The 22286-nt window shown below is 69.3% G+C and carries 22 protein-coding genes, 1 rRNA gene and 1 riboswitch; of the genes, 9 read left to right on the forward strand and 14 right to left on the reverse strand.

The window, feature by feature from the left end; translation table 11 throughout:
- Positions 1-126 precede the first annotated feature (126 nt).
- The 4 genes from rrf (at position 127) to CEP17_RS03260 (ending at position 2775) form a co-directional block, all read left to right on the forward strand.
- Positions 127-243 (forward strand): 5S ribosomal RNA (gene rrf, locus CEP17_RS03240).
- A gap of 72 nt (positions 244-315) precedes the next feature.
- Complete coding sequence (locus CEP17_RS15220) at positions 316-1431, forward strand: hypothetical protein (protein WP_239498572.1); 1116 nt, start codon at positions 316-318, stop codon at positions 1429-1431.
- Positions 1431-2468 (forward strand): HAD-IIA family hydrolase, encoded by a 1038-nt coding sequence (locus tag CEP17_RS03255; RefSeq protein ID WP_112931255.1) that lies wholly within the window; start codon positions 1431-1433, stop codon positions 2466-2468. Before CEP17_RS15220 ends, CEP17_RS03255 begins: the two co-directional genes overlap by 1 nt.
- Positions 2469-2565: 97 nt before the next feature.
- On the forward strand, positions 2566-2775 hold the full coding sequence (locus CEP17_RS03260; RefSeq protein ID WP_112931256.1) for a hypothetical protein: 210 nt from the start codon (positions 2566-2568) through the stop codon (positions 2773-2775).
- Between the two features lie 415 nt (positions 2776-3190).
- On the opposite strand, the gene CEP17_RS03270 is transcribed toward CEP17_RS03260, so the two are convergent.
- Genes CEP17_RS03270 through CEP17_RS03290 form a run of 5 tightly spaced genes read right to left on the reverse strand, consistent with a single transcriptional unit; the run spans position 3191 to position 7952 of the window.
- Positions 3191-4060: a siderophore-interacting protein gene (locus tag CEP17_RS03270; protein ID WP_239498573.1), complete on the reverse strand. Its 870-nt coding sequence runs from the start codon at positions 4058-4060 to the stop codon at positions 3191-3193.
- Entirely contained in the window at positions 4057-4905 is an 849-nt protein-coding gene (locus CEP17_RS03275; protein ID WP_112931257.1) for an ABC transporter ATP-binding protein, read from the reverse strand. Before CEP17_RS03275 ends, CEP17_RS03270 begins: the two co-directional genes overlap by 4 nt.
- Positions 4898-5974, reverse strand: a complete 1077-nt coding sequence (locus tag CEP17_RS03280) for an iron chelate uptake ABC transporter family permease subunit (protein ID WP_112931258.1) — start codon at positions 5972-5974, stop codon at positions 4898-4900. Before CEP17_RS03280 ends, CEP17_RS03275 begins: the two co-directional genes overlap by 8 nt.
- On the reverse strand, positions 5971-6981 hold the full coding sequence (locus CEP17_RS03285; protein ID WP_239498574.1) for an iron chelate uptake ABC transporter family permease subunit: 1011 nt from the start codon (positions 6979-6981) through the stop codon (positions 5971-5973). Before CEP17_RS03285 ends, CEP17_RS03280 begins: the two co-directional genes overlap by 4 nt.
- 47 nt (positions 6982-7028) lie before the next feature.
- On the reverse strand, positions 7029-7952 hold the full coding sequence (locus CEP17_RS03290; RefSeq protein ID WP_112931259.1) for an iron-siderophore ABC transporter substrate-binding protein: 924 nt from the start codon (positions 7950-7952) through the stop codon (positions 7029-7031).
- A 116-nt stretch (positions 7953-8068) separates the two neighbouring features.
- On the opposite strand from CEP17_RS03290, the gene CEP17_RS03295 reads away from it, so the two are divergent.
- Positions 8069-8755 carry an alpha/beta hydrolase gene (locus CEP17_RS03295; protein ID WP_112931260.1) on the forward strand — a complete coding sequence of 229 codons (687 nt, stop codon included), beginning with the start codon at positions 8069-8071 and terminating at the stop codon, positions 8753-8755.
- Positions 8756-8767: 12 nt separating this feature from the next.
- Here CEP17_RS03295 and CEP17_RS03300 read toward each other — a convergent pair whose 3' ends face one another.
- Complete coding sequence (locus tag CEP17_RS03300; RefSeq protein ID WP_005053760.1) at positions 8768-9334, reverse strand: type 1 glutamine amidotransferase domain-containing protein; 567 nt, start codon at positions 9332-9334, stop codon at positions 8768-8770.
- 65 nt (positions 9335-9399) lie between these two features.
- Between CEP17_RS03300 and CEP17_RS15080 the strand changes: the two genes are divergently transcribed.
- A complete protein-coding gene (locus CEP17_RS15080) occupies positions 9400-9543 on the forward strand; it encodes a hypothetical protein (RefSeq protein WP_155947569.1) in 144 nt (47 codons plus the stop codon).
- A gap of 48 nt (positions 9544-9591) precedes the next feature.
- Here CEP17_RS15080 and CEP17_RS03305 read toward each other — a convergent pair whose 3' ends face one another.
- The gene (locus CEP17_RS03305; protein ID WP_112931261.1) at positions 9592-11070 is read right to left on the reverse strand and encodes an MDR family MFS transporter; all 1479 of its coding nucleotides are present in this window, start codon (positions 11068-11070) and stop codon (positions 9592-9594) included.
- Positions 11071-11177: 107 nt separating this feature from the next.
- Here CEP17_RS03305 and CEP17_RS03310 point away from each other — a divergent pair, with 107 nt between their 5' ends.
- Both CEP17_RS03310 and CEP17_RS03315 read left to right on the forward strand, forming a co-directional pair.
- Positions 11178-11831, forward strand: coding sequence for a DUF1345 domain-containing protein (locus CEP17_RS03310; protein ID WP_039415849.1), 654 nt, complete (start codon positions 11178-11180; stop codon positions 11829-11831).
- Positions 11832-11878: 47 nt separating this feature from the next.
- Positions 11879-13783 carry an ABC transporter ATP-binding protein gene (locus tag CEP17_RS03315; RefSeq protein ID WP_112931262.1) on the forward strand — a complete coding sequence of 635 codons (1905 nt, stop codon included), beginning with the start codon at positions 11879-11881 and terminating at the stop codon, positions 13781-13783.
- A 6-nt stretch (positions 13784-13789) separates the two neighbouring features.
- Here CEP17_RS03315 and CEP17_RS03320 read toward each other — a convergent pair whose 3' ends face one another.
- From CEP17_RS03320 to CEP17_RS03350, 7 genes are read right to left on the reverse strand one after another with little or no spacing between them, the layout of a single operon-like run.
- The gene (locus CEP17_RS03320) at positions 13790-13990 is read right to left on the reverse strand and encodes a hypothetical protein (RefSeq protein WP_036316184.1); all 201 of its coding nucleotides are present in this window, start codon (positions 13988-13990) and stop codon (positions 13790-13792) included.
- A 25-nt stretch (positions 13991-14015) separates the two neighbouring features.
- The gene (locus CEP17_RS03325; protein WP_112931263.1) at positions 14016-14978 is read right to left on the reverse strand and encodes a glycosyltransferase family 2 protein; all 963 of its coding nucleotides are present in this window, start codon (positions 14976-14978) and stop codon (positions 14016-14018) included.
- Complete coding sequence (locus tag CEP17_RS03330) at positions 14975-16153, reverse strand: cysteine desulfurase family protein (protein WP_112931264.1); 1179 nt, start codon at positions 16151-16153, stop codon at positions 14975-14977. The genes CEP17_RS03325 and CEP17_RS03330 overlap by 4 nt, the downstream gene beginning before the upstream one ends.
- 11 nt (positions 16154-16164) lie before the next feature.
- Entirely contained in the window at positions 16165-17049 is an 885-nt protein-coding gene (nadC, locus tag CEP17_RS03335; RefSeq protein ID WP_039415840.1) for a carboxylating nicotinate-nucleotide diphosphorylase, read from the reverse strand.
- Entirely contained in the window at positions 17043-18647 is a 1605-nt protein-coding gene (gene nadB / locus CEP17_RS03340) for an L-aspartate oxidase (RefSeq protein ID WP_112931265.1), read from the reverse strand. The genes nadC and nadB overlap by 7 nt, the downstream gene beginning before the upstream one ends.
- A complete protein-coding gene (gene nadA, locus CEP17_RS03345) occupies positions 18644-19966 on the reverse strand; it encodes a quinolinate synthase NadA (protein ID WP_112931266.1) in 1323 nt (440 codons plus the stop codon). Before nadA ends, nadB begins: the two co-directional genes overlap by 4 nt.
- Positions 19963-20709: an NUDIX domain-containing protein gene (locus CEP17_RS03350; RefSeq protein WP_112932857.1), complete on the reverse strand. Its 747-nt coding sequence runs from the start codon at positions 20707-20709 to the stop codon at positions 19963-19965. The genes nadA and CEP17_RS03350 overlap by 4 nt, the downstream gene beginning before the upstream one ends.
- A 130-nt stretch (positions 20710-20839) precedes the next feature.
- On the opposite strand from CEP17_RS03350, the gene CEP17_RS03355 reads away from it, so the two are divergent.
- Positions 20840-22042 carry a MarP family serine protease gene (locus tag CEP17_RS03355; protein WP_239498575.1) on the forward strand — a complete coding sequence of 401 codons (1203 nt, stop codon included), beginning with the start codon at positions 20840-20842 and terminating at the stop codon, positions 22040-22042.
- 57 nt (positions 22043-22099) lie between these two features.
- A riboswitch (glycine riboswitch) is annotated at positions 22100-22206 on the forward strand.
- The last annotated feature ends 80 nt before the right edge of the window (positions 22207-22286 follow it).

Raw genomic sequence — 22286 nt, forward strand, 5'->3', positions numbered from 1 at the left:
AAGCCGATGACTTGATAACACACCGTTTTGGTGCTTGCGTCCACTGAGTGGTTCTCGATGTACGGTCGAGAACACACACAAACATCATTTTTGATCGTTGTGTGCTTGATGAAACATCAATAGTGTTTCGGCGGCCATAGCGTGAGGGAAACGCCCGGTCACATTCCGAACCCGGAAGCTAAGCCTCACAGCGCCGATGGTACTGCAGGGGGGACCCTGTGGGAGAGTAGGACACCGCCGGACTTCTTTTCAGGAAATGGCCACCCAACGCTGGGTGGCCATTTCCCGTTAACACGACTGAAAGGAACTCCTTCGATGGCACAGGATCGCGATCCCGAGAACCCGGATGCGACGCCCGAGCGCCGCCGGAGGTTTACCGACCGTGCTGGGTCGTCACGGGGCGCGGCCCGCTCCGACAACCAGCGCCAGCGCGGTGGTGAGCGTAAGCCGTACGTGGCGCGTGATGGTGAGCGTAAGCCGTACGTGAAGCGTGATGGTGAGCGTAAGCCGTACGTGAAGCGTGATGGTGAGCGTAAGCCGTACGTGAAGCGTGATGGTGAGCGTAAGCCGTACGTGAAGCGTGATGGTGAGCGTAAGCCCTACGCGGCGCGCGATGGTGAGCGTAAGCCGTACGTGAAGCGTGATGGCGACCGGACGTCGCGTGTTCCGGCTCGCACCTCGCGTCCGCCGCAGGGTTCGGACCGTCGCAGCGGTCCCGCGGCACCGCAGCTGCCCGATGATGTCACACCCCAGGACCTGCCGGCGTCCGCGCGTAATGAGCTCAAGACGCTGTCGAAGGAGAACGCCGAACAGGTCGCCCGTCATCTGGCCATGGCGGCGCGCCTCATCGACGATGACCCCGAGCGCGCACACGCGCACGCCCTCGCCGCATCCCGTAGCGCCGGCCGTATCGCCATCGTGCGGGAGACAGTGGCGATCACCGCGTACGCGCTGGGCGACTTCGCTCTCGCCGTGCGCGAACTGCGCACATATCGCCGCATCTCCGGCCGTGACGACCAGATCGCTCTTCTCGTCGACAGTGAGCGCGGGGTCGGCCGGCCCGATCGCGCCCTCGAGGTGGGGCGCGCGGTTGATCGCTCCACGTTGACGACGGACGTCCGGGTCGAGCTGGCGATCGCCATGTCCGGCGCCCGGCTCGATCTCGGCGAGACCGAACGCGCACTCAGCGAATTGGACATTCCGGAGCTGGATCCCGATCGGGCCTTCTCGTGGAGTCCGGGTCTGTTTGCCGCCCGCGCCGCGGTGCTCGAAGAGCTCGGGCGCCTCGACGAGGCCCAGCAGTGGCAGCGACGCGCCGAGGTTGCTGCTGAAGCCCTCGGTGCTGTCGACGCTGATCTCGAGGTGATCGAGGTCGACGAGATCGACGAGATCGAGGAAGCCGCCTCTCCGGTGGAGGAGGCGACCGACTGATGGCGCTGTTCTCGAAGCGCACGGCGCCGACTCCGCTCGACGGTGTCGATGTGGTGCTCGCAGACCTCGACGGGGTCGTCTACGCCGGTCCGGGCGCTCTCCCGTATGCCGTCGACAGTCTGAATGCCGCCGCCGCCTCGCGACGTCTGGGGTACATCACCAACAACGCGTCGCGCCGCGATGCCGTCGTGGCGGAGCACCTCCGCGATCTCGGACTGACATCGACACGTGCCGAAGACGTGGTGACCAGTCCGCAGGCGGCGATGCGGTTGCTACGTGGGCGGGTAGCTCCGGGTTCGACGATCCTCGTCGTCGGGGGAGACGGACTCGTGTTCGAGATCGAGAAGGCGGGCTATGTCGTGACCCGCAGCGCCGACGACGCGCCCGCTGCCGTCGTCCAGGGGTTCGCACCCCAGGTGGGGTGGGAGCAGCTCGCCGAGGCTGCATACGCCCTGGCCACACCGGAGGATTCCGGTGGCATCCCATGGATCGCGACGAACACGGATTGGACGATCCCCCAGGCACGTGGGATCGCGCCGGGCAACGGCACCCTCGTTTCCGCCGTGCACACGGCCGTCGGCCGGCTTGCCGTCGTCGCCGGCAAGCCCGAGCGTCCGATCTTCGATGAGGCGGTCGACCGCTTCGGTGCGCACAAGGCGCTCTTCATCGGCGACCGGCTCGACACCGACATCGCCGGCGCTCAGGCAGCCGGCCTCGCCTCGGTGCTGGTACTGACCGGGATCGACCGTCCGAAACACGTGCTCGCCGCTCCGCCGACGTCGCGGCCCACGTTCATCCTCGGAGACCTGCGTGAGCTGCACGAGGAGTATCCCGAGACCGTCGTGCGGGGAGATGTCACCTCGGTGCGAGATGCGGCCGTGCGCATCGACGGTGCCGACATCCACATCGTGTCGGAGGGATCGCGCCCGATCGATCTCGTTCGTGCCGGCGCCGCAGCAATCTGGTCCACCGGACGCGCCATCTACGGTTTCCGCGTGCCCGAGCGTCTCTACGCCGATCCCTTCCACCGCCCGTGAGGTCGCATCGGCACTGACCGTCCTGAGGTTGTCAACCCCTCCGCACCACGAGGGTCTGCAACGTAGCCTCATCGTACGTTTCGTTCGAGGAGGATCCATGTCCGGAGTGAAGTTCTGGCTCACCGCGGCGATCGCCGGTGGCGTCGGCTATGTGCTGGGCGCCCGCGCGGGTCGTGCACGGTACCGCGAGATCAGTGCAGCGGCGAAGCAATTGTGGGATGACCCGTCGTTGAAGAAGGCCCGCGCGCGTTCCCGGAAGCTCGTGGACAAGGCGGCCAAGCGAGCAGCGAAGAAGCTGGGCGTCTGAGGCGCGTTCGGCGGTCACTGCCACCCGAAGGTGTTGAACCACTCTGCGCGCGCTGCGGACTCGGTGACGTCGTCGGCGCCGCGGAATCGGTCGTGGACAGCGATGCGGCCATCGACGAGGGGCACGAAAGCATCGCACTCGAGGCATCGCGCCCGCCCGTCGGGAAATCCGGCAGCGGAGGAAGTGTCTGAGAGGCGAGGCGCGCTGACAGCCTGAACGCCTGACCCCGGGCACCGTGGGGCGTCGGCCTCGTTATCGGACCACATCTGCGACGTGCCGACGCGGTTGTGCAGCCCCGCATGTCCGGACGGTCGCGTACAGAGGGCGCTCCCGCGTCGACTGCGGCACCACCGTGCGGTCGGATAGGTCACTGCTTCAGCTTAGGTATCCTGGCCCGACTCGTGGTCGCCTCCGGTCAGTCCACGAGTGGGCCGCCGTGCTTCCAGTAGCCGAGGAACGAGACCCTCTTCGGCGTGATAACGCCGACCGAGGTGAGATGGCGACGGATCCGGGCCACGGCACCGGTCTCGCCGGCGATCCACACATACGATGTGGCGTCGTCGCGAAGCAGTGCGGACGCGGCATCCGCCCAGCCCCGTACGAGCCGTTCAAGCGCGGAGCCGGGCGAGACGTCGGGCGCGACCGCGGTGGTGAGCGTTGCGAGACCCCCCTCGCCGAGGTCGTCCGCGTCGGCGAGTTCGGCGAGGACCTCGATGCGCGTCGCGTTGCGGTGCGTCTGGACGATGTTCCTCATCGCCGGGATCGCGGACGCATCGCCGACGAGCAGAAGCCGCGTCGGCGGTGTGGGCGGAGTGAAGTGGATGCCGTAACCCGTGTATCCGGCGCGCGCATCGGGCCCCGTCACCATCAACTCGTCGCCGGGCGCGCAGGTCATCGCCCAGTGGGAGGCCGGTCCCGCAGGTTCGTGCAGGAACACATCGACATCGATCTCGGCCTCATCGGGACGGATGGCGGCTGGCGTGTAGGTCCGCAGCGGATTGCGCTGGGAGGCGGGAAGCGACTTCCAACGCGTGTACCACTCGCGCGGGTGCGGCGTCGGGACCTTCCGCAACCCGACGTCAACGATGCCGACTTCCGGCAGGGGGAGGACGAGCTTGATGCGCTGATCGAGTCCCCACGGCGCGAAGTGGCGGAGCGTCGGACCGGCCAGAGTGACGCGCTGGAAGTTCGGGGTCACGCGTCGCACGGCGGCGACGGTCACCGGAAACGCACTGTACTCCCACGGCCGCACGTCGCCCGATGCCAGAGCGGGTACGCTGGTCACCGTGCTCCCGCCGCGGTGTGTCGGGCGCCGAGTGGCACGACGAGCGGTCCGCGCGTGACGGGATCGGTGATCACCACGTTGGGCAGGTCGAAGACCTCCTCCACCCGTTCGGCCGTGATGACCTCGGCCGGGGGGCCTTCCGCTGCGATCCGTCCGTCTCTCATCGCAATGATGTGGTCCGCGTAGCGCGCCGCGTGGTTCAGGTCGTGCAGTACCGCGACGATCGTGCGACCGCGACGGTTGAGCGCTGCGAACAGCTCCATCAGCTCGACCTGGTGCGCGACATCCAGGAACGTGGTGGGTTCATCGAGCAGCAAGAGCTCGGTCTGCTGCGCGAGGACCATCGCGACCCACACGCGCTGGCGTTGGCCGCCCGAGAGCTCGTCGACACGACGGCCCGACAGTGCGCTGATCCCGGTTTCGGCCATCGCCTCACGCACCGCCGCTTCGTCGGCATCCGTCCACTGACGCCAAAGTCTGAGATGGGGATAGCGACCGCGCGCCACGAGGTCGGCGACGGTGATTCCCTCGGGGGCCGACGCGCTTTGGGGCAGCAGACCGAGGCGTCGAGCGACCTCTTTCGGTGAGCGGCGTGAGATGTCGGCACCGTCGAGCACGATGGTCCCGGCCGAAGGGCGCAGCAGTCGAGCCAGCCCTCGAAGAAGCGTCGACTTGCCGCAGGCATTCGGTCCGATGATGACCGTGAACGATCCATCGGGAATGTGCGTCGTCAACTGGGTGATGATCGACGCCTCGTCGTAGCCGAGCGACACCGCGTCGGCCGCGAGGCGGGCATGGCCGCGAGGTCGATCATGGGGGGCGAGGTCGGGAACGGGCTCAGACACGGCGGCGGATCTCCTGGATGAGGGTGAGGACGAGATAGAGACCGCCGACGGACACGGTCACGACCCCGGCCGGCAGCGCCACCGGCAGAAGGTGTTGGGCGATGATGTCGGCGGCGAGCAGCAGCGCCGCGCCCACGAGCGCGGACAGCGGCAGGGAGAGGTAGGGCGTCCGACCCAGCCGACGCGCGATCTGGGGCGCCGCGAGGGCGATGAAGGCGATCGGACCGACCACCGCTGTGGCGATCGAGACCAGCAGCACCCCGATGAACAGCGCGCCGCTGCGGATCATCGACGGGCGCGTGCCGGTCGCGATCGCCAGATCGTCGCCGAGGTCCAGCTGGCGCGGGCCCGGCGCGAGGGGGGCGAGCGCGATCAGCAGAGGGATGCCGCAGAGTGCTGCACCGGCCACCGCCGCCCCTGTCACGCCGTTGAGCGAGCCCGTTCCCCATGCGGAGGCGAACATGGCGGTCTCGAGCTCGATCTGCAGCAGCATCCAGGTGTTCGCTGACGCGAGCATGGCGGCGACGCCGATGCCGATCACGATGATGCGAAAGCCGTCGCTGCGAACGCGACCCGCCAGCAGCACGATGATGCCCGCCGTCAGCAGGCCGCCGACGACGGCGCCCGCCGCCAGGACGGTCCATGACGTGGAGATGAACAGCATCGCCCCCAGCATCCCCGTGAACGCCCCGTTCGAGAGCCCCAGGATGTCGGGGCTGGCGAGGGGGTTGCGGGTGACGGTCTGGAACAGCGCTCCCGCGATCGCGAGGTACGCCCCGAGAGCGATCGCGGCCAGCGTGCGGGGCAGCCGCCACTCGAAGACGACGGTGCGATCCAGGGGAAGGCCGCCGCCCGCGATGACCTCGACGACCGCTGTCGGAGACAGCGGGTACGAGCCGAGCCCGAGCGCGATGACCGCCGCTGTCAGGGTCGCCGCTGCCAGTGCCGCGCCCGTCAGGGCGCCTCGAAGACGGATGTGCACGACGTGCGGGTGCCGCCCGATCGGGATGCGGCGATATCCCCGGTCGGACGTCGTCGCCGGACGTGTTCGTGTCGCCGGCACGTTCATGCTGCGGTCGCCCTGCGACGACGGGCGAGAGCGATCAGCACGGGTGCACCGACGAACGCCGTCACCACTCCGACGGGGATCTCGGCGGGGGCGATGAGCACACGTCCGAGCACATCCGACAGCAGGACGAGGATAGGGGCGAGGATCATCGAGGCGAGCAGGATACGTCTCTGATCGATGCCGAACATCCACCGTGCCACGTGCGGAACCATGAGCCCGACGAACGAGACCGGTCCGGCGATGGCGGTCGCCGCTCCCGCCAGGACGGTGACCGCGGCGACGACACCGAAACGGATGCCGACGACCGAGGCGCCTTGCGCACGCGCGACGTCATCGCCGAGAGCGAGGGCATTCAGCCCCCGAGCGAGAAAGAGCGCGCCGACCACGGTGACAGCGACGAAGGGGAGGAGGGGGAGCAGGACGTCGAAGCCGCGACCCAGCAGCGAGCCGGCGTGCCACGCTCTCATGCGATCGAACGCGTCGGGATCGCTCAGCGTCATCCCCGTCGTCGCGCCCGCGAAGACCGCTCCCAGCGCGACACCGGCGAGCGTGAGACGCAGGGGATCCGCGGGACCCCGACCGGAGGATCCGATGATGGTGACGCCGATGGTCACCACCAGAGCGCCGGCGAACGACAACCAGATCAGCGAGGTGATGTCTCGCAGCCCGAAGACGGCGATGCCGATCGCGATCGCGAACGCGGCGCCGGCGTTGACGCCGAGGATGCCGGGGTCGGCGAGGGGATTGCGTGTGAAGCTCTGAATCAGAGCTCCTGCCGTCCCGAGCGCGGCGCCGACGATCAGCCCTGCGGCCGTGCGTGGCACCCGCAACTCTGCGACGATGTAGCGGACATCCGGCGAGCCGCCGCCGGCGAGGACATCGAGCACCGTGCCCGCGTTCAGCGGACGGGAGCCGATCATCAACGACAGTGCCACCGACACGGCCAGCAGGATGGGGAGCGCGACCAGCGCGAACGCGTGAATCGTCGCGCGTGGCAGGCGGGGCAAGGCAGGGGGGCTCGCCGGTGTGCGAGGCCCCCGGGGCGCGACGACGGTCACCGTGTCGACAGGAAACGCTCGACATCGTCGAGCACGCGCATACCGCCCTTGGGGCCGACGCCCGACACCCAATAGCTCGTGTCGACGAGGGTGACGGAACCGAACGCGTCGGCGTTCTGAGCGATGGCCGCCGGGATCAGGCTCCGGTCGTCGACATCGGCGGCGGTGACGAAGAGGTAGTCGGCGGCGGCGTTGCGGATGTTCTCCGGAGAGATGTCCGCCTGCAGGCCGTCCTTCCAGTTCTGGGCGGGAATCGTGAACCCCACGCACTCGAGGGCGCTGCCGGCGAAGGATGTCGGGCCGTACAGACTCAGCGTCGTCTCGTCGCGCGGTCGGATCATGTTCGCGGTCTTGCCGTCCAGGGCGAACTCGTCCTTGATGGAAGAGCATCGCTGGGTGAATTCGGCCAACAGCGCGGTGGTCTGGGCCGTCTTTCCGAGCGCCTCGCCCACCAGCATCGCGTTCTGCTGCCAGGGGTCGGACTGGGTGGTCATGAACACCGTCGGCGCAATGGAACTCAACTGGTCGTACAGCTTCGAGTGGCGCGACTCTGTTCCGAGGATCAGGTCGGGTCGTAGTGCCGCGATCGCCTCGAGGTCGGGCTCGGGCACCGTCCCCACCGGAGCGACGCCATCGACGCCGAGGTAGGCGGGGACGCCGGCCACGTTGCTCGCGACGGCGGCGCCGACGGGCGTCACGCCGAGCGCTACCGCGGTGTCCAATTCGACGGGTTCCAGCACCACGACGCGCTGCGGGTCGTCGGGTACCTCGGTGATTCCGCGGGCGTGCGCGACGGCATGGGTGCCGCCCGTCGTCGCCGCCGGTGCAGCATCCGCTGTCGACGAACATCCGCCGAAGGCGATGATGGCGGTCACCATGACGGCGAGGGCGGGCAGAGATCGTCGAGCGGGGGAGCGCATGGGGCTTCGCTTTCGTCGGACCGCACCCTCAGGGTGGGTGCGGATGAGGTATGGCTTACCTAACTATGCTCATGTCCGCGGGGTGCGTGCAAACTCGCCGCCTAGGATGGGGGATCGTGAGTGAGAACCAGCGACAGATCTTGGATGCCGACGTCCGCGACATCAGCTACCTCGACGAAGGCACCGGGCCCGCCATCGTTCTGCTGCCCGAAGCCGGACTGGACTTCGCCTACTTCGGCGCTCTGGCGAGCATCCTCGTCGAAGAGGACTTCCGGGTGGTGCGCATCGCCGCGCGACGCTCCGACGCGCAGACGCTGCACGAGCTCGCCCAGGACGTGGTCGACGTCCTGGAGCACCTGGGCATCTCGGAGGCATGGATCGGCGGGCACGGATTCGGCGGCGCTGTCGCGCGGACCGTCGCGATCGACCATCACGAACGAGTGAGCGGCGTGCTGCTGCTGGGTGTGACGCGTGACGCTCCGTACGGTGAGGATTTCGACGCGGAGGTGCGTGCCGTCTTCGGTGACTCGTTCTCGCCGCAGGCCGATGTGCGCCGGGTGCAGGCGGACGCGCTCGCGGCGACGGCTGCCGAGGCGTGGCAGCCCGTCGCGGACGCCACTCCCGTCCTCATCGTCCAGGGGACCGCGGATCGCGTCACGCCGGTCGAAGCCGGAGAGGCACTACGTGAGACCGCGCCGGGGCTGGTCAGCGTGAAGGCGGTCGATGGCGCCGGCCACTTCTTCCCACTGACCCACCCCGGCGAGACGTCGTGGTTCATCGAGGACTACCTCGACTGGGACTGAAAAGCGTCCGCTTCAGGCCGTCTGGCCGTCGTGTGTGCCTTCGCCGATCTCCTCGACGAGCTTCGCGGTGAAGGCGGGCAGATCGTCGGGCGTGCGGCTGGAGACGAACCCTTCATCGACGACGACGTCCTCGTCGACCCACGACGCGCCCGCGTTGGTCAGGTCGGTGCGAAGGCTCGGGAAACTCGTCATCGTACGACCCTCGACCACCCCGGCTTCGACCAGCAGCCAGCCTGCGTGGCAGATCGCGCCGACGGGCTTGCCCTGCGCGAAGAAGTCGCGAGCCAGCCGCACCGCGGCCTCGTCGAGGCGGAGGTTGTCGGCATTGACGACGCCCCCGGGCAGGACCAGGGCGTCGAAGTCGGCGGCGTCGGCCTGCGCCGTCGTCCTGTCGACAGGCTGGCGGTGACCATTCTTGCCCTCGATGTCTCCAGGGGCGGGCGAGATCATGACGGCCGTGGCTCCGGCATCCGTCACCGCCTGCCAGGGGGCGGTCAGTTCGCTGTCCTCGAAGCCGTTCGTCGCGATGAATGCCACCGTCTTGCCGGCGAGTTCGTCTGTCTGCGTGGGAGTGCTCATGTCATCGACGCTACGGATGCCGCCTCGGCCGCGCCCGGGGGTTGACACCGACGTAAGATCGACGCATGACCACTTCGAATCAGCCTGAGGTCTCCGTCGACGCTGACGCTTCGAGCGCGAAGGGCGTCACGACGCTTCTGCCGCTCGTGGACGCGAGCGTCGACGCCTCCGCGTCGTGCTGCGGTGGCGGGGCCTGCAGCATCGGCTGACGGACGGGCCTCCGCCCTCGGCGCCTGCGCCGGTCGGCGTGAGTTTCCTCAGTGCGCGGAGACACCCTCCGGTGCATCATCCGGCTTGCGGATGAGGACGGCGCTGATCAGCAGGGGCGTCCCGATGATCGCCGCGAGCAGGAAGGCCGCTCGGGCACCCGCTGCCCCGGCCGGCGCGTCGGCCGCTCCGCTCTGCGCCGCCGCCGCAGCCACAGACGACATCACAGAGATCAGCAGGGCGATCCCGGCCGCACCGGCGACCTGCTGGATGGTCGAGACCATCGCGCTGCCGTAGGAGTAGAACCGCGGCTCCAGCGAGCCCAAGGATGCCGTGAACAAGGGCGTGAACGACATCGCCAGTCCGATCGACAACAGCGTCTGCGTGACGACGAGGATCCACACGGGGGTCGATTCGGTGAGGAGTGTGAAGCTCCACAGGATCGTCAGCACGACGATGGTGCCCGGAAGCAGAAGCACGCGGGTGCCCCAGCGATCGTAGATGCGCCCGATGACGGGTCCGAGAAGACCCATCGCCAGTGCGCCCGGCAGGACGACGAGACCGGACGCACTCGCCGACAGCCCCAGTGTGTTCTGCAGGTACAGCGGGAGAGCGGTCAGCGTCCCGAAGAATGCCAGCGACATCACCGCGAAATGCGCGACCGAAAGGGAGAAGTTGCTCGAGCGGAAGATCCGCAGATCCAGGAGCGCCTCATCGCGCTTCTGGAGGATCAGCTGACGCCAGGCGAACAGGCCGAGGGCGACGAGGCCGACGCCCAGCGCGATGACGAGAGTCGTCGTCGCCGTCTCGGCGGCGGCGAGATCCGAGCCATGCCCGCCGATCTGGCTGAGCCCGAAGACGACACCGCCGAACCCGACGGCGGACAGCGCCACGGAAAGGATGTCGATCGGCGTGTGGGTGCTCTCACCCAGGTTGTGGATCCAGCGCACGCCCACGACCAGGGCCACCAGTGCGATGGGAAGGACGATCGCGAAGATCCACCGCCAGGTGAGATTGTCGAGGACGATACCCGCCATGGTGGGTCCGATGGCGGGAGCGAGTGAGATCACGACGCTGACACGGCCCATCATCCGTCCCCGCAGGTGCGCAGGAACGACGGTCATGAGTGTCGTCATGAGCAGCGGCATCATGATGGCCGTCCCCGACGCCTGGACGACACGAGCGATGACGAGCACCTCGAAACCCGGAGCGACCAGCGCGATGAGGGTACCCGCCGAGAACAGACTCATCGCCGTCGCGAACATCGCTCGCGTGGTGAAGCGGCGCAGCAGGAAGCCGGTGATGGGGATGACGACCGCCATCGTCAGCATGAACGCCGTCGTGAGCCACTGCGCAGCCACCGCGGTGATGCCGAGGTCGACGATCAGGTGCGGGATCGCGACGCCCATCGTCGTCTCGTTCAGGATCGCCACGAACGCGGCGGCCAGCAGCAGCCAGATGACGCGATTCTCCTTGGCTCCGACCTGAGCGGGTGCGGCCGGCGCGGTGGTCGTGTCGGGAGAAGTCATCGGGCTCCTGGGTGTCGTCGGGACGCTTTCCCGGCGGGCGGGGCAACTCTTCACTGTAACGGGAGGGTCGGACACGGCATTCCCGGTCGCGGTGGGAGCATCGAGGCATGAGTTCTCGCCGTCATCCGTCGCGGGTGGCCGTCCGCGGCCCCCTCTCCCTCGCCGTCGGAGTCGTGGTCGCGGTCGTCGTCTCGATCGCCGCCGGGATCTCGGTCGGTCTTCTCGCCGGCTGGGCCGTCGTGGCAGCGATCAATGTGGTGTGGCTGCTGAGCGTGGTGTGGCCGATGAATGCCGATCAGACGCGCTCGCACACGACGAGCGTCGACCCGGGGCGCCCCGTCGCACGGTTGATCGCACTCGCCGGCAGCGTCGCGAGCCTGGGCGGGGTGGTCGCGGTGCTGGTCGGGGGCGGCGGCGGCGGGCACGCCCGCGCCTTCCTCGTCGCAGGGGTCGCGATCGCGGCGGTGGTCAGCTCATGGGCGCTCATCCAGGTGGACTACATGCTGCGTTACGCCCGCGTCTACTACGCGCGCGTGGCCGCAGGGAAGGCGGGAGGGATCGACTTCAATCAGGACGATGCGCCGATGTACTCCGACTTCGGCTACTTCTCCGTCGGTTTGGGGATGACCTACCAGGTGTCCGACACAGACGTGTCCGCGAACGAGATCCGGCGGATCATCGTCGCGCAGACGCTGCTGGCCTATCTGTTCGGCGCGGTCATTCTGGCGTCGGTGATCAATCTCGTCGCTGGTCTCGGCTGAGCCGCCCCCGTCCGACACGGGGTTAGAGTGACCCGGTGAGCATGGGGATGGGCGGTATGGGCCCGGGCGGGCGTCCGGCGGCCTTTCGCGGTGTCGACGAGGGGGCCCAACGACGACGGAATGCCGAGGCCCCGGTCATCCCGAACCTCGGCGCTCGGGTCGTCGCCCTGTTCCGCCCCTACCGCGTGCGCATCCTGGTGACGGCGGTGATGGTCGTCGTCGGCGCGGCGATCGGCGTCGTACCGCCCCTCATCGTGCAGCGGATCTTCGACGACGCGCTCTTTCCCACCGACGGTGCGCCGCCGGATCTCGCGCTTCTGCTGCGCTTGGTGCTCACGATGATCGGACTGTTCCTGTTCTCCGCCGTGCTCGGCGTCACGCAGACCTGGCTCACCTCGACGGTCGGGAATCGTGTCACCGGAGACCTGCGGGTTCGCTTGTTCGATCACCTGCAGGCGATGGAGCTGGGTTTTTTCACCCGCACGAAGACCGGGGTCATCCAGTCGCGGCTGCAGAACGACGTCGGCGGCGTCTCGGACGTCCTGACCAATACGGTCACCAGCATCCTGGGAAACACGGTCACGGTGATCTCGGCGCTCGTCGCCATGATCCTCATCGATTGGCGGCTGACCGTCATCGCCGTCATCATGATGCCCGCGCTCGTGCTGGTGCAGAGGCGCGTGGGCCAGGTGCGGGCGCGCATCGCGGGTCAGACGCAGGAGTCGCTCAGCGAGTTGACCAGCATCACCCAGGAGACGCTGTCGGTGAGCGGCATCCTCCTGTCCAAGGCTTTCAACCGCCAGCGAGCGGAGTCGGAGCGCTACCGCGCTGAGAACCTCAACCAGGTCCGTCTGCAGGTGCGACGAGCCATGAGCGGCCAGGGCTTCTTCGCTGTCGTGCAGGTCATCATGGCGTCGGTGCCGGCGGTCATCTATCTGGTGTCGGGCTATCTCATCGCGGGCGGAACCGGCGCGATCACAGCCGGTACGGTCGTGGCGTTCACCACAGTGCAGGCGCGCCTGCTCCAGCCGCTGATGGGGCTGATGCGCGTCGCGCTGGATCTGCAGACCTCGCGGGCCCTGTTCGCGCGCATCTTCGAGTACCTGGACTTGACGCCGGCGATCGTCGACGCTCCCGGCGCGATCGAGGTGGGGCGCGCTCCCGGGCCGATCGGACGGGTCGAGTTCCGCGATGTCGTATTCCGCTACCCGGATGCCGCGGGTGACGCCCGCCCGACGCTCGACGGGGTCTCGTTCGTCGCCGAGCCCGGCCAGCACATCGCCTTCGTGGGGCCGTCCGGCGCGGGCAAGACCACCATCGTCTACCTGGCTCCCCGCCTCTACGAGGCGTCCGAGGGTGCGGTCGTCTTCGCCGGCCGGGACGTGCGCGGGCTCACTCAGGAATCGATCGTGGAGAACGTCGGGATCGTTTCCCAGGAGACGTACTTGTTCCACGCCACCATCGCCGACAACCTCCGCTATGCGAAGCCGGATGCCAGCGACGAGGAGCTCGTAGCGGCGTGCACGGCGGCGAACATCCACCACGCGATCGCGAACTTCGAGCACGGCTATGACACGGTCGTCGGCGAACGCGGCTATCGGCTCTCGGGCGGCGAGAAGCAGCGCATCGCGATCGCCCGCGTTCTGCTGAAGGACCCGCCGGTGCTGCTGCTGGACGAGGCCACGTCGGCTCTGGACACCGTGTCGGAACGGGTCGTGCAGGAAGCGCTGGACAATGTGGCGCGGGGGCGCACGACCATCTCCATCGCACACCGGCTGTCCACCGTCGTCGGTGCCGATGTCATCCATGTCGTCGAAGCGGGGCGCATCGTGGAGTCGGGAACCCATGCCGAACTCCTCGCCCAGGGCGGGCTCTATGCGGAGCTGGCCCTCGAGCAGATGGCGGCTGCGACGATCGAGGGCCTGGAGGCACAGGCGCGGGAACAGGCCTGAAAGAGCTCAGGCCGGCTTGTTCCCGTCTTCGGACCCGATCGCGTCCGTGGGGTACGGGATCGGCTCGTTCTCGGCGATCACCTTCGGCTTCGGGTTGACGAGATCCTCCGTGGAGAGGGCGGCGAGCTCGTCGATCTCGGCACGGATCTCGGCGAGATCGGGACCCGTGGGGCGATCGGGGAGGTGAGCGGCGTCGGAAGCGGTCATCCGCTCAGGATATCTCCGGCCCGTCTCACCACAGTTCTGCCGCGCTGCGCAACCGTGCCGCGGCGTGGTCGAGTTCGATGGACTCGGCATCCGCGCGATCATGGAGCACGCGGATGAACGCGCCGAGCGTGCGGCGGTACGCGTCGTCGGGACTGTCCTGCGCGATGCGGACGAGCGGAGGGACATCCATCTCCAGAATGAGACGGATGCGGGCACGGACGGCGGCGCGCTGGCCGGCGCCGTCGAGCACGGCGATGCCTCCGCTGAGGGCGTCGAGATAGTCCACGAGCACGGGGAGCAGATTCTTGTTCTGCGTGATCGATGAGCCATCGGCACGCTCGCGCCAGTGGACGACGACGTCGGGGATGACGTCGATGGCGCGCGCGGCCGTGTACAGGCGTTGCGCGACCAGCTGATCTTCGTAGAGCTTGCCCTCGGGAAAGCGCAGGCCTGTCCGCCGCCACAACTCCACCCGGCTGAGCTTCGACCACGCCACGATGTTGCCGGAAACCTGGGGATGCGCCGCCAGCGTCGTCGCGAGACGTGGCGGATCGGTGGCCGCGCGAACCCACGGCTGCACGGGACCGGGACGGTAGACGCCCGCCTCGTCGGCGCGCAGCCGGACATACGCGCCCACGACGACATCGCTGCCCGATCGTGTCAGCGTGTCGACGAAGCGCTCCAGTGCGCGCGGGGTGAGCACATCGTCGGCATCCAGGAATCCGACGAACGGTGTCTCGACGAGATCCAGTCCGGTGTTGCGGGCGGCTGACAGTCCACGCGCGACGGGATGGGTGACCACGTGGAAGCGATCGTCGGATGCCGCTGCCTCCGCGAAGACCTCTGCGGTCGCGTCGAGGGAACCGTCGTCGACCAAGATGGCGCGCCATCTCGTGAGCGTCTGGGCGCGGAGGGAGTCGACGGCCTCGTGCGCGTAAGCGACGACATCGCGTCCGGGGACGATGACGGTCACGACGGGTGTGCTCACGGCCCCGATCGTACCGCCGCCACCGATGCGGCGACCGCGTCCGCGGCCACATCGAGTATCGCTGTGGCCCGCTCTTCGTCGCCGACACCGAAGTCATGGCTCAGACTGAAGCGCACCGCGGTCTGGGCGAGCTCGGGACAGACGCCCAGCGCGAGCAGCACATGAGAGGGCTCATCGCTGCCGGCGGCGCACGCGGAGCCGCTGGAGGAGATCACCCCTCTGCGCTCGAGCTCCAGCAGTACCGACTCGCCGCTGGTTCCCGCGAAGGTGAAACTGGCCACGGAGGGCAGTCGCCGCGTGGCGTGGCCCGTGAGCCGGGACGACGCAACGAGGCCGAGCACGCGGGCGATGAACCGATCGCGCAACGCGCCGACGCGAGCCGCTGCGGCCACGCGCTCGCGCTCCGCGATCTCCAGTGCTGTCGCGATCGCGACGGCGCCGGCGACGTTCTCGGTGCCGCTGCGTCGCTCCCGCTCCTGGCCGCCGCCGTGCAGCAGCGGCTCCAGAGGCACGCGGCCTCGGAGCGCAAGCACACCGATGCCCGGGGGAGCACCGATCTTGTGTCCGGCGACCGAGATCGCATCGGCGCCCGTGCCGGCGAGCGGCAGCCAGCCCGCAGCCTGTACCGCATCGACGTGCAGCGCCACACCGGCTGCGCGCGTCACCGTCGCGATCGCGTCGAGATCCTGGACCGTGCCGATCTCGTTGTTCGCATAGCCGATCGACACGAGCGCGGTCTCGCGCCGAAGCGCCGCGGCGACGTCGGCGGCCGCGACGAGACCCGTCGCATCGACCGGCAGGTGGGTGATGCGTGCGCCGTGCACACGCTCGAGGTATTCGCAGGAGGCGAGGACCGCCTCATGCTCGATAGGTGTCGTGATCACGTGCACGGGCGCGTCTCGTCCTGTGCCGCGATGCAACGCCGTGCCGATCGTGATCCCCTTCACCGCCAGGTTGTCGGCCTCGGTGCCGCCCGAGGTGAAGACGATGTCGGCGGGGCGCATGCCGAAGACGGCGGCGACGCGCCGCCGCGCATCGGAGAGCACGGATGCCGCGGCTTCGCCGACCGTGTGGTGGCTGGACGGGTTGCCGAAACGATCGCCGAGGAAGGGCAGCATCGCCTCCCGCACTTCCGGACGCACCGGCGTGGTGGCAGCGTGATCGAGATAGAACACGGCTCCTCCGGTCAGGCTCCGACGTCGGCGCCCGACACGCGCGCGTCCAGGCCGAGGTCGAGCGCGCGTGCGGAGTGCGTCAGGGCGCCCACCGAGATCACATCGACACCGGTGGCGGCGATGTCGGCCACGGTGCGCAGACTCACTCCGCCCGACGCCTCGACGGTGGCGCGTCCGGCGACGAGCGCGACGCCCGCGCGGAGGTCGTCGAGGGTGAAGTTGTCGAGCATGATCGTGCCGACACGCGCGGTGCCGTCGCCGGCGGCGAGGACGGGTTCGATCTGCTCCAGTCGATCGACCTCCACCTCGACATGCGTCGTGTGGGGGAGCGCCGCCAGCGCACGGCGCAGCGCGCCCGTCAGATCACCGCCGTCGGCGGTCAGCACCGCGAGATGGTTGTCCTTGGCCATCACCGCGTCCGACAGCGAATAGCGGTGGTTGTGGCCGCCGCCGCTGCGGACGGCGTGACGTTCCAGTGCCCGCAATCCCGGAGTGGTCTTGCGCGTGTCCGCGATGCGCGCGCCGCTGCCTGCGACCGCGTCGACGTAGCGGGCGGTGAGCGTGGCGATGCCGCTCATGCGCTGCACGAGGTTGAGGCCCACCCGTTCAGCCGTCAGCACGCCTCGTGCCGGCCCGCTGACGGTCGCGAGCACATCACCCGCTCCGAAAGCGGCGCCATCGGAAACGGCCAGATCGACGGTGATGTCCGCGTCGGTGAGGGTGAACGCTGCCGCGAACACGTCGCCGCCGCTGAAGACACCGGGCTCGCGCGCGACCAGGTCGGCCGTGGCGGCGGCATCCGCCGGGATCAGATACTCGCTGGTGACGTCGCCCCACGGCGCGTCCTCCTCGAGGGCGGCGATGACCACGCGCTCGATCTGGCGTGGAGTCAGCATGCCGACGCCTGGAGCTCGGGGAGAGCCGGGACGGACGGTGAGCCCGTGTGCATGTCGTCGCGGCGCGCGTGCGCTCCCACCGAGGCTGTCCGCGCGAGCGCGGCATCCACCAGGCAGGCCGCGACGAGCAGCAGGTTGGCGTCCTCGAAGTCGGCCTCCCGGTGCGGCGGGTGCTGCGCGGCCCGCCAGCCGTCGATCACGGATGCGGCATGGCGGAGCCCCGCCGCATCGCGCACGAGTCCGGCGTGCTCCCACATCAGCATCTGCAGCGCCGTTCGGTGCCACGGCGTCGCATCCGCCGTGCTCGGATCGCCGACGACGGCCGTCGTCGCACGGGAACCGCCGACGACCGGCCAGGTTGCGGAGTCGGTGTCGCCCACGATCGCGTCACCGGCACGGGCGCCGAACACGGCGCCCTCCAGCAGCGAGTTGGAGGCGAGTCGGTTCGCGCCGTGCACGCCGGTGCGGGCGACTTCGCCCACCGCATACAGTCGCGGGACGCTCGTGCGTCCGTACAGGTCGGTGGCCACGCCGCCCATGAGGTAATGAGCGGCCGGCGTCACCGGAATCGCCTCCTGCGACCAGTCCAGCCCGCGTTCGCGCACGGCGGCGTCGATCGTCGGGAAGCGGCGTCGCAGGAAGGCAGCCGCCTTCTTGCGCGCCGAGCCCGTACCGGCGGCTTCGAGGCCCAGGCCGGTCGCGTCGAGGAGCACCGGCTCGCCGCCCTGCTCGTCCATCACCGCGGCGATCGCGCGGGCGACCACATCGCGGGGCGCGAGCTCGGCATCGGGGTGGATGTCGAGCATGAAGCGCCGCCCCTCCTGGTCGCGCAAGACCGCACCTTCGCCGCGGACGGCCTCCGAGACGAGGAAGGGCTCGGCGCCGTCGACCGACAGGACGGTGGGGTGAAACTGCACGAACTCCAGGTCGCACACATTCGCGCCGGCGCGTACGGCCGCGGCGATGCCGTCGCCGGTGGCGACGGCGGGGTTGGTGGTGTGCGCGTAGAGCTGACCGATTCCGCCGGTCGCCAGCACGACGGCATCCGCCGGAATCTGTTCGCGCCGCGCATCGCCGATGAGGAGATCGACGCCGGCCGCGCGCCCGTCGCCGTCGAGGATGAGATCGACGAGGAACGCGTGCTCGATGACACGGGCCCCGCTCGTGCGCACGCGCGCGACGAGCGCCTTCTCGATCACGCTCCCGGTCGCGTCACCCCCGGCGTGCAGCACCCGCGGGTAGGAGTGTGCCGCCTCGAGCCCCTTGACGAGAGCGCCGTCACTGCCGCGGTCGAAGGCGACGCCGAGCGCGATGAGCTCGCGGATGCGCTCGGGCCCCTCGGTCACCAGGACGCGGACGGCGGCGGGGTCGCTGAGCCCCGCGCCCGCGACGAGCGTGTCGTGTTCGTGTGCGGCGACGCTGTCGTCGTCGAACATGACGCCGGCGATACCGCCTTGGGCGTACCGCGTGTTGGCGTGTTCGAGCACGTCTTTCGTGACGAGCGTCACGCGGCATCCGGAGGCGGCGGCGTGCAGCGCCGCAGTGAGGCCCGCGATCCCCGAGCCGACCACGACGACGTCAGGTGCGTCCGCGCTCACGGCTTGGCCGCCAGCATCCGCTCGAGGGCGACGCGCGCCGGGTCCGCGACGTCGGCGGCGACCGTGATGCGGTTGACGACCTCGCCGGCGACGAGGCGCTCGAGCACCCAGGCCAGGTAGCCGGGGTGGATGCGGTACATCGTGGAGCACGGGCACACCACGGGGTCGAGGCAGAAGATCTCGTGCTGGGGGAACTGCGCCGCGAGTCGCTGCACGAGGTTGATCTCGGTGCCGATCGCGAAGGTCGTCGGCTCGGTGGCGGCGGCGATGGCCTTACGGATGTAGTCGGTGGAGCCGGCCTCGTCGGCGGCGTCGACGACGGCCATCGGGCACTCGGGGTGCACGATGACGCGCACGCCCGGGTGATCGGCGCGGGCCTTCTCGATCTGGTCGACGGTGAAACGGCGGTGCACCGAGCAGAACCCGTGCCAGAGGATGACGCGCGCGTCGGCGAGCGCGCTCTCGCTGGATCCGCCGAGCGGCTTGCGGGGATTCCACATCGGCATCTGCGTCAGAGGCACCCCCATCGCCTTCGCGGTGTTGCGTCCGAGGTGCTGATCGGGGAAGAACAGGACGCGACGCCCCCGTGCGAACGCCCATTCGAGCACGGTGCGCGCGTTCGAGGACGTGCAGACGATGCCGCCGTGTCGGCCCACGAACCCCTTGATCGCCGCCGAGGAGTTCATGTACGTGACCGGGATCACCGGGACGAGGCCGTCGGCGTCGGGGGCCGTCAAGTCGCCGTAGATGTCTTCGAGCTGCTCCCAGCACTCCTCCACGTCGTCGATGGAGGCCATATCCGCCATCGAACAGCCGGCGGCGAGGTTGGGAAGGATCACGGCCTGCTCCGGGCGGGAGAGGAGATCGGCGGTCTCGGCCATGAAGTGCACGCCGCAGAACACGATGGCCTCGGCGTCGGGGTGCTCCAGCGCCGCGTTCGCGAGCTGGAACGAGTCTCCGACGTAGTCGGCGTGCGTGACCACCTCCTCGCGTTGATAGAAGTGGCCGAGCACGACGACGCGCTCGCCGAGGGCAGCCTTGGCCGCGCGGATGCGTGCGTGCAGCTCGTCCTCGGATGCCGCGCGGTACTCCGCGGGAAGTTCGCCCTGACGCGGCGCGCCGGTGGGGATGACGTCGCCCATCGACGAGCCGGGGCCGTACCCAGGCCGCGCATCGAAGTCCCACGGTCCTGCCGCGAGATCGGTGTTGCAGGTCTCGGCCGTCGAGGCACCCGAGACGATGGCCTGGATGCCGTGGTCGACGCTGGGGTCGATCTCGTCGCCGGGACGGGGCTGGAGGGTGAGGAAGGTGGCGCTCATATCGTGACCTCTTCGGGAAGGGCGGATGGTGCGGACGCGGCGCCGCCGTCGCGGTCCGGGTCGGGTGGCAGGGGCCCGCGGTCGGCGAGCTCCACATCGTGGTTGTAGCGATACAGACGTGCGGGGCGGTGGCTGCCGGTGCGAAACGCGTCGGTGGGGATCAGCGTCGCCGAGTTCTCCACCTGACGGCGGAAGTTGGCGGGGTCCAGATCACGTTCGAGGATCGCCTCGTACACCTCGCGCAGATCCGACAAGGTGAACAGCTCCGGCAGCAGCCCGTGCGCGATCCGGCTGTAGCCGACCTTGTTGCGCAGCCGCCACAGCGCGTAGTCGACGATGTGGTTGTGGTCGAACGCGAGGGCCGGCAGGTGCGCCGCGTCGAACCACCTCACGTTGTGGGCGTCCTCGGGCAGCTGCGCGCCTTCGCGCAGCAGTGCCCAGTAGACGATGGACACGACGCGCCCGGGCGCGCGGCCGACGTCGCCGAACGCGTAGAGCTGTTCGAGGTAGCTCGGAGCCAGTCCGGTCGTCTCGGCGAGGGTCCGCGACGCGGCTGCCTCCAGGTTCTCCGCGGCATCGAGCCAGCCACCCGGAAGCGCCCAGAGACCGTCGTGCGGGTCGCGCGTGCGACGCACCAGCGGCAGGACGACGGCGAGCCGTCCCGACTCGTCGCGGCGCAGGCTGAAGATGACCGTCGAGACGGCGACGCGAATCGTGTCGGTCGGGGAACTTGTTCTTGTCATGATGACCATAACCTCGTCGTCGATCTTAGAGTCATCCGGACTCGAAGGGCAAACCGGCAGCGCCGCGAAAATCCCGTCGGCGCTCGACCGGCAGCATTCGTGCAGGAATCGCGGAGCCGCAGCGGCTACGGTGAGCGCGGAGGTCCCCGTGCTGATCGTCGACATCATCGCCGTCGTGGCGCTGCTTCTCGCCCTCGCGTCGGGTCTGGCGCGCGGCTTCTTCGCCAGCCTCGGCAGCGTCATCGGGATGATCGGCGGCGCGGCCGCCGCTCTCTGGCTGCTGCCTCTGGTGACCCCGTGGCTGTCCACCGTCGTCCCCTCCGGAGGCTGGCGCACCGCTGCGCTCGCCGCCGCCGCGATCGGGCTCGTCGTCGTCGGAACCGCGGCCGGCGCCGCCATCGGAATGGCCATTCGTCGCGGCGTCGACCGCGCGCGACTGCGCGGACTCGAGCGTTTCCTCGGCGGCGTGCTCACCACCGTGGCCGCCACGTTGGCTCTCGTGCTCGTCTCCTCGGGGCTCGCGACCGCGGGCATCCCTTACGTGTCGTCGGCGGTCGCCTCCTCGCGCGTCGTCGGTGCGCTGCAGGCGATCACGCCCCCGCCGGTCCAGGACGCGCTGGCCCAGGCGCGTGGTGCGCTGCTCTCGGACGGCCTGCCGCGGCTGGAGGCGGCGATCGGCGCGATCGTCACCCCCACCGATCCGCCGATCAGCCTCGACGACCCCGCGCTGCAGAACGCTGCGGCATCCGTGGCCCGGGTGAGCGGCACGGCCTACGCGTGCGGGGTCTCGATGACGGGATCGGGCTTCGTGGCCGCGTCGGGACTGGTGGTGACGAATGCCCACGTCGTTGCGGGAGTGGACACGCCCGTCGTGGAACTGCCCGGTGGTCGTGCGGGAGAGGGGCGCATCGTCCTCTTCGATCCGGTGGCCGACCTCGCCGTGCTCTCGATCGGCGGCCTGGCGGCGACCCCGCTCACCATCGCCGACCCCGCTGCCGCCGGAACGCAGGCGGCCGTGCAGGGATACCCGCACGGCGGCCCGTTCACCAACGTGTCGGCGGGGATTCTGTCCGTGTCGTCGGTGCCCGTGCCCGACATCTACGACTCGTCGGTGAATCCGCGGGAGATCTACGCCTTGCAGGCCGACGTCCAGCCGGGAAACTCCGGCGGCCCGCTGCTGGATGCCGCCGGCGACGTCGTCGGCGTGGTCTTCGCCCGCGGCGCGGACGGCGAGGGGCGTGGCTACGCGACCACGACGACCGTGCTGCGCCCGGAGCTGGAACGGGTCACGGCCGACTCGCCGACCGTCCCATCGGGACGCTGCACGCGCTAGCCGCTGATGTGCGTCGAGCCAGGCGCTATGCTGACAGGGCAACTGAAGACAGGCCGCATGACGTGTGCGGGAGAGCCCCGGCATCCAGCGTTTCTCGAGGATCCGGGCACCGAAGGAGCAAGCCTCCCCGCCAATCTCTCAGGTCCGCGTACCGCTCGCGTCCGGCCGCTCTGGAAAGCGATCCCGCAGTGGGGGATCCGCCGACGGTGAAAGCCGGTTCCGCGCAGGCGGGCCCGGCGAAACT

It is taken from the genome of Microbacterium sp. PM5 (assembly GCF_003293595.1).
In the GTDB taxonomy this organism is placed as follows: Bacteria; Actinomycetota; Actinomycetes; order Actinomycetales; family Microbacteriaceae; genus Microbacterium.

Coding starts and splice junctions, on each gene's coding strand:
- CEP17_RS15220 (WP_239498572.1), top strand. CDS start 316: ATGGCACAGGATCGCGATCCCGAGAACCCGGATGCGACGCCCGAGCGC.
- CEP17_RS03255 (WP_112931255.1), top strand. CDS start 1,431: ATGGCGCTGTTCTCGAAGCGCACGGCGCCGACTCCGCTCGACGGTGTC.
- CEP17_RS03260 (WP_112931256.1), top strand. CDS start 2,566: ATGTCCGGAGTGAAGTTCTGGCTCACCGCGGCGATCGCCGGTGGCGTC.
- CEP17_RS03280 (WP_112931258.1), bottom strand. CDS start 5,974: ATGAACGTGCCGGCGACACGAACACGTCCGGCGACGACGTCCGACCGG.
- CEP17_RS03290 (WP_112931259.1), bottom strand. CDS start 7,952: ATGCGCTCCCCCGCTCGACGATCTCTGCCCGCCCTCGCCGTCATGGTG.
- CEP17_RS03300 (WP_005053760.1), bottom strand. CDS start 9,334: ATGAGCACTCCCACGCAGACAGACGAACTCGCCGGCAAGACGGTGGCA.
- CEP17_RS15080 (WP_155947569.1), top strand. CDS start 9,400: ATGACCACTTCGAATCAGCCTGAGGTCTCCGTCGACGCTGACGCTTCG.
- CEP17_RS03305 (WP_112931261.1), bottom strand. CDS start 11,070: ATGACTTCTCCCGACACGACCACCGCGCCGGCCGCACCCGCTCAGGTC.
- CEP17_RS03310 (WP_039415849.1), top strand. CDS start 11,178: ATGAGTTCTCGCCGTCATCCGTCGCGGGTGGCCGTCCGCGGCCCCCTC.
- CEP17_RS03315 (WP_112931262.1), top strand. CDS start 11,879: ATGGGCGGTATGGGCCCGGGCGGGCGTCCGGCGGCCTTTCGCGGTGTC.
- CEP17_RS03320 (WP_036316184.1), bottom strand. CDS start 13,990: ATGACCGCTTCCGACGCCGCTCACCTCCCCGATCGCCCCACGGGTCCC.
- nadC (WP_039415840.1), bottom strand. CDS start 17,049: ATGCTGACTCCACGCCAGATCGAGCGCGTGGTCATCGCCGCCCTCGAG.
- nadA (WP_112931266.1), bottom strand. CDS start 19,966: ATGAGCGCCACCTTCCTCACCCTCCAGCCCCGTCCCGGCGACGAGATC.
- CEP17_RS03350 (WP_112932857.1), bottom strand. CDS start 20,709: ATGACAAGAACAAGTTCCCCGACCGACACGATTCGCGTCGCCGTCTCG.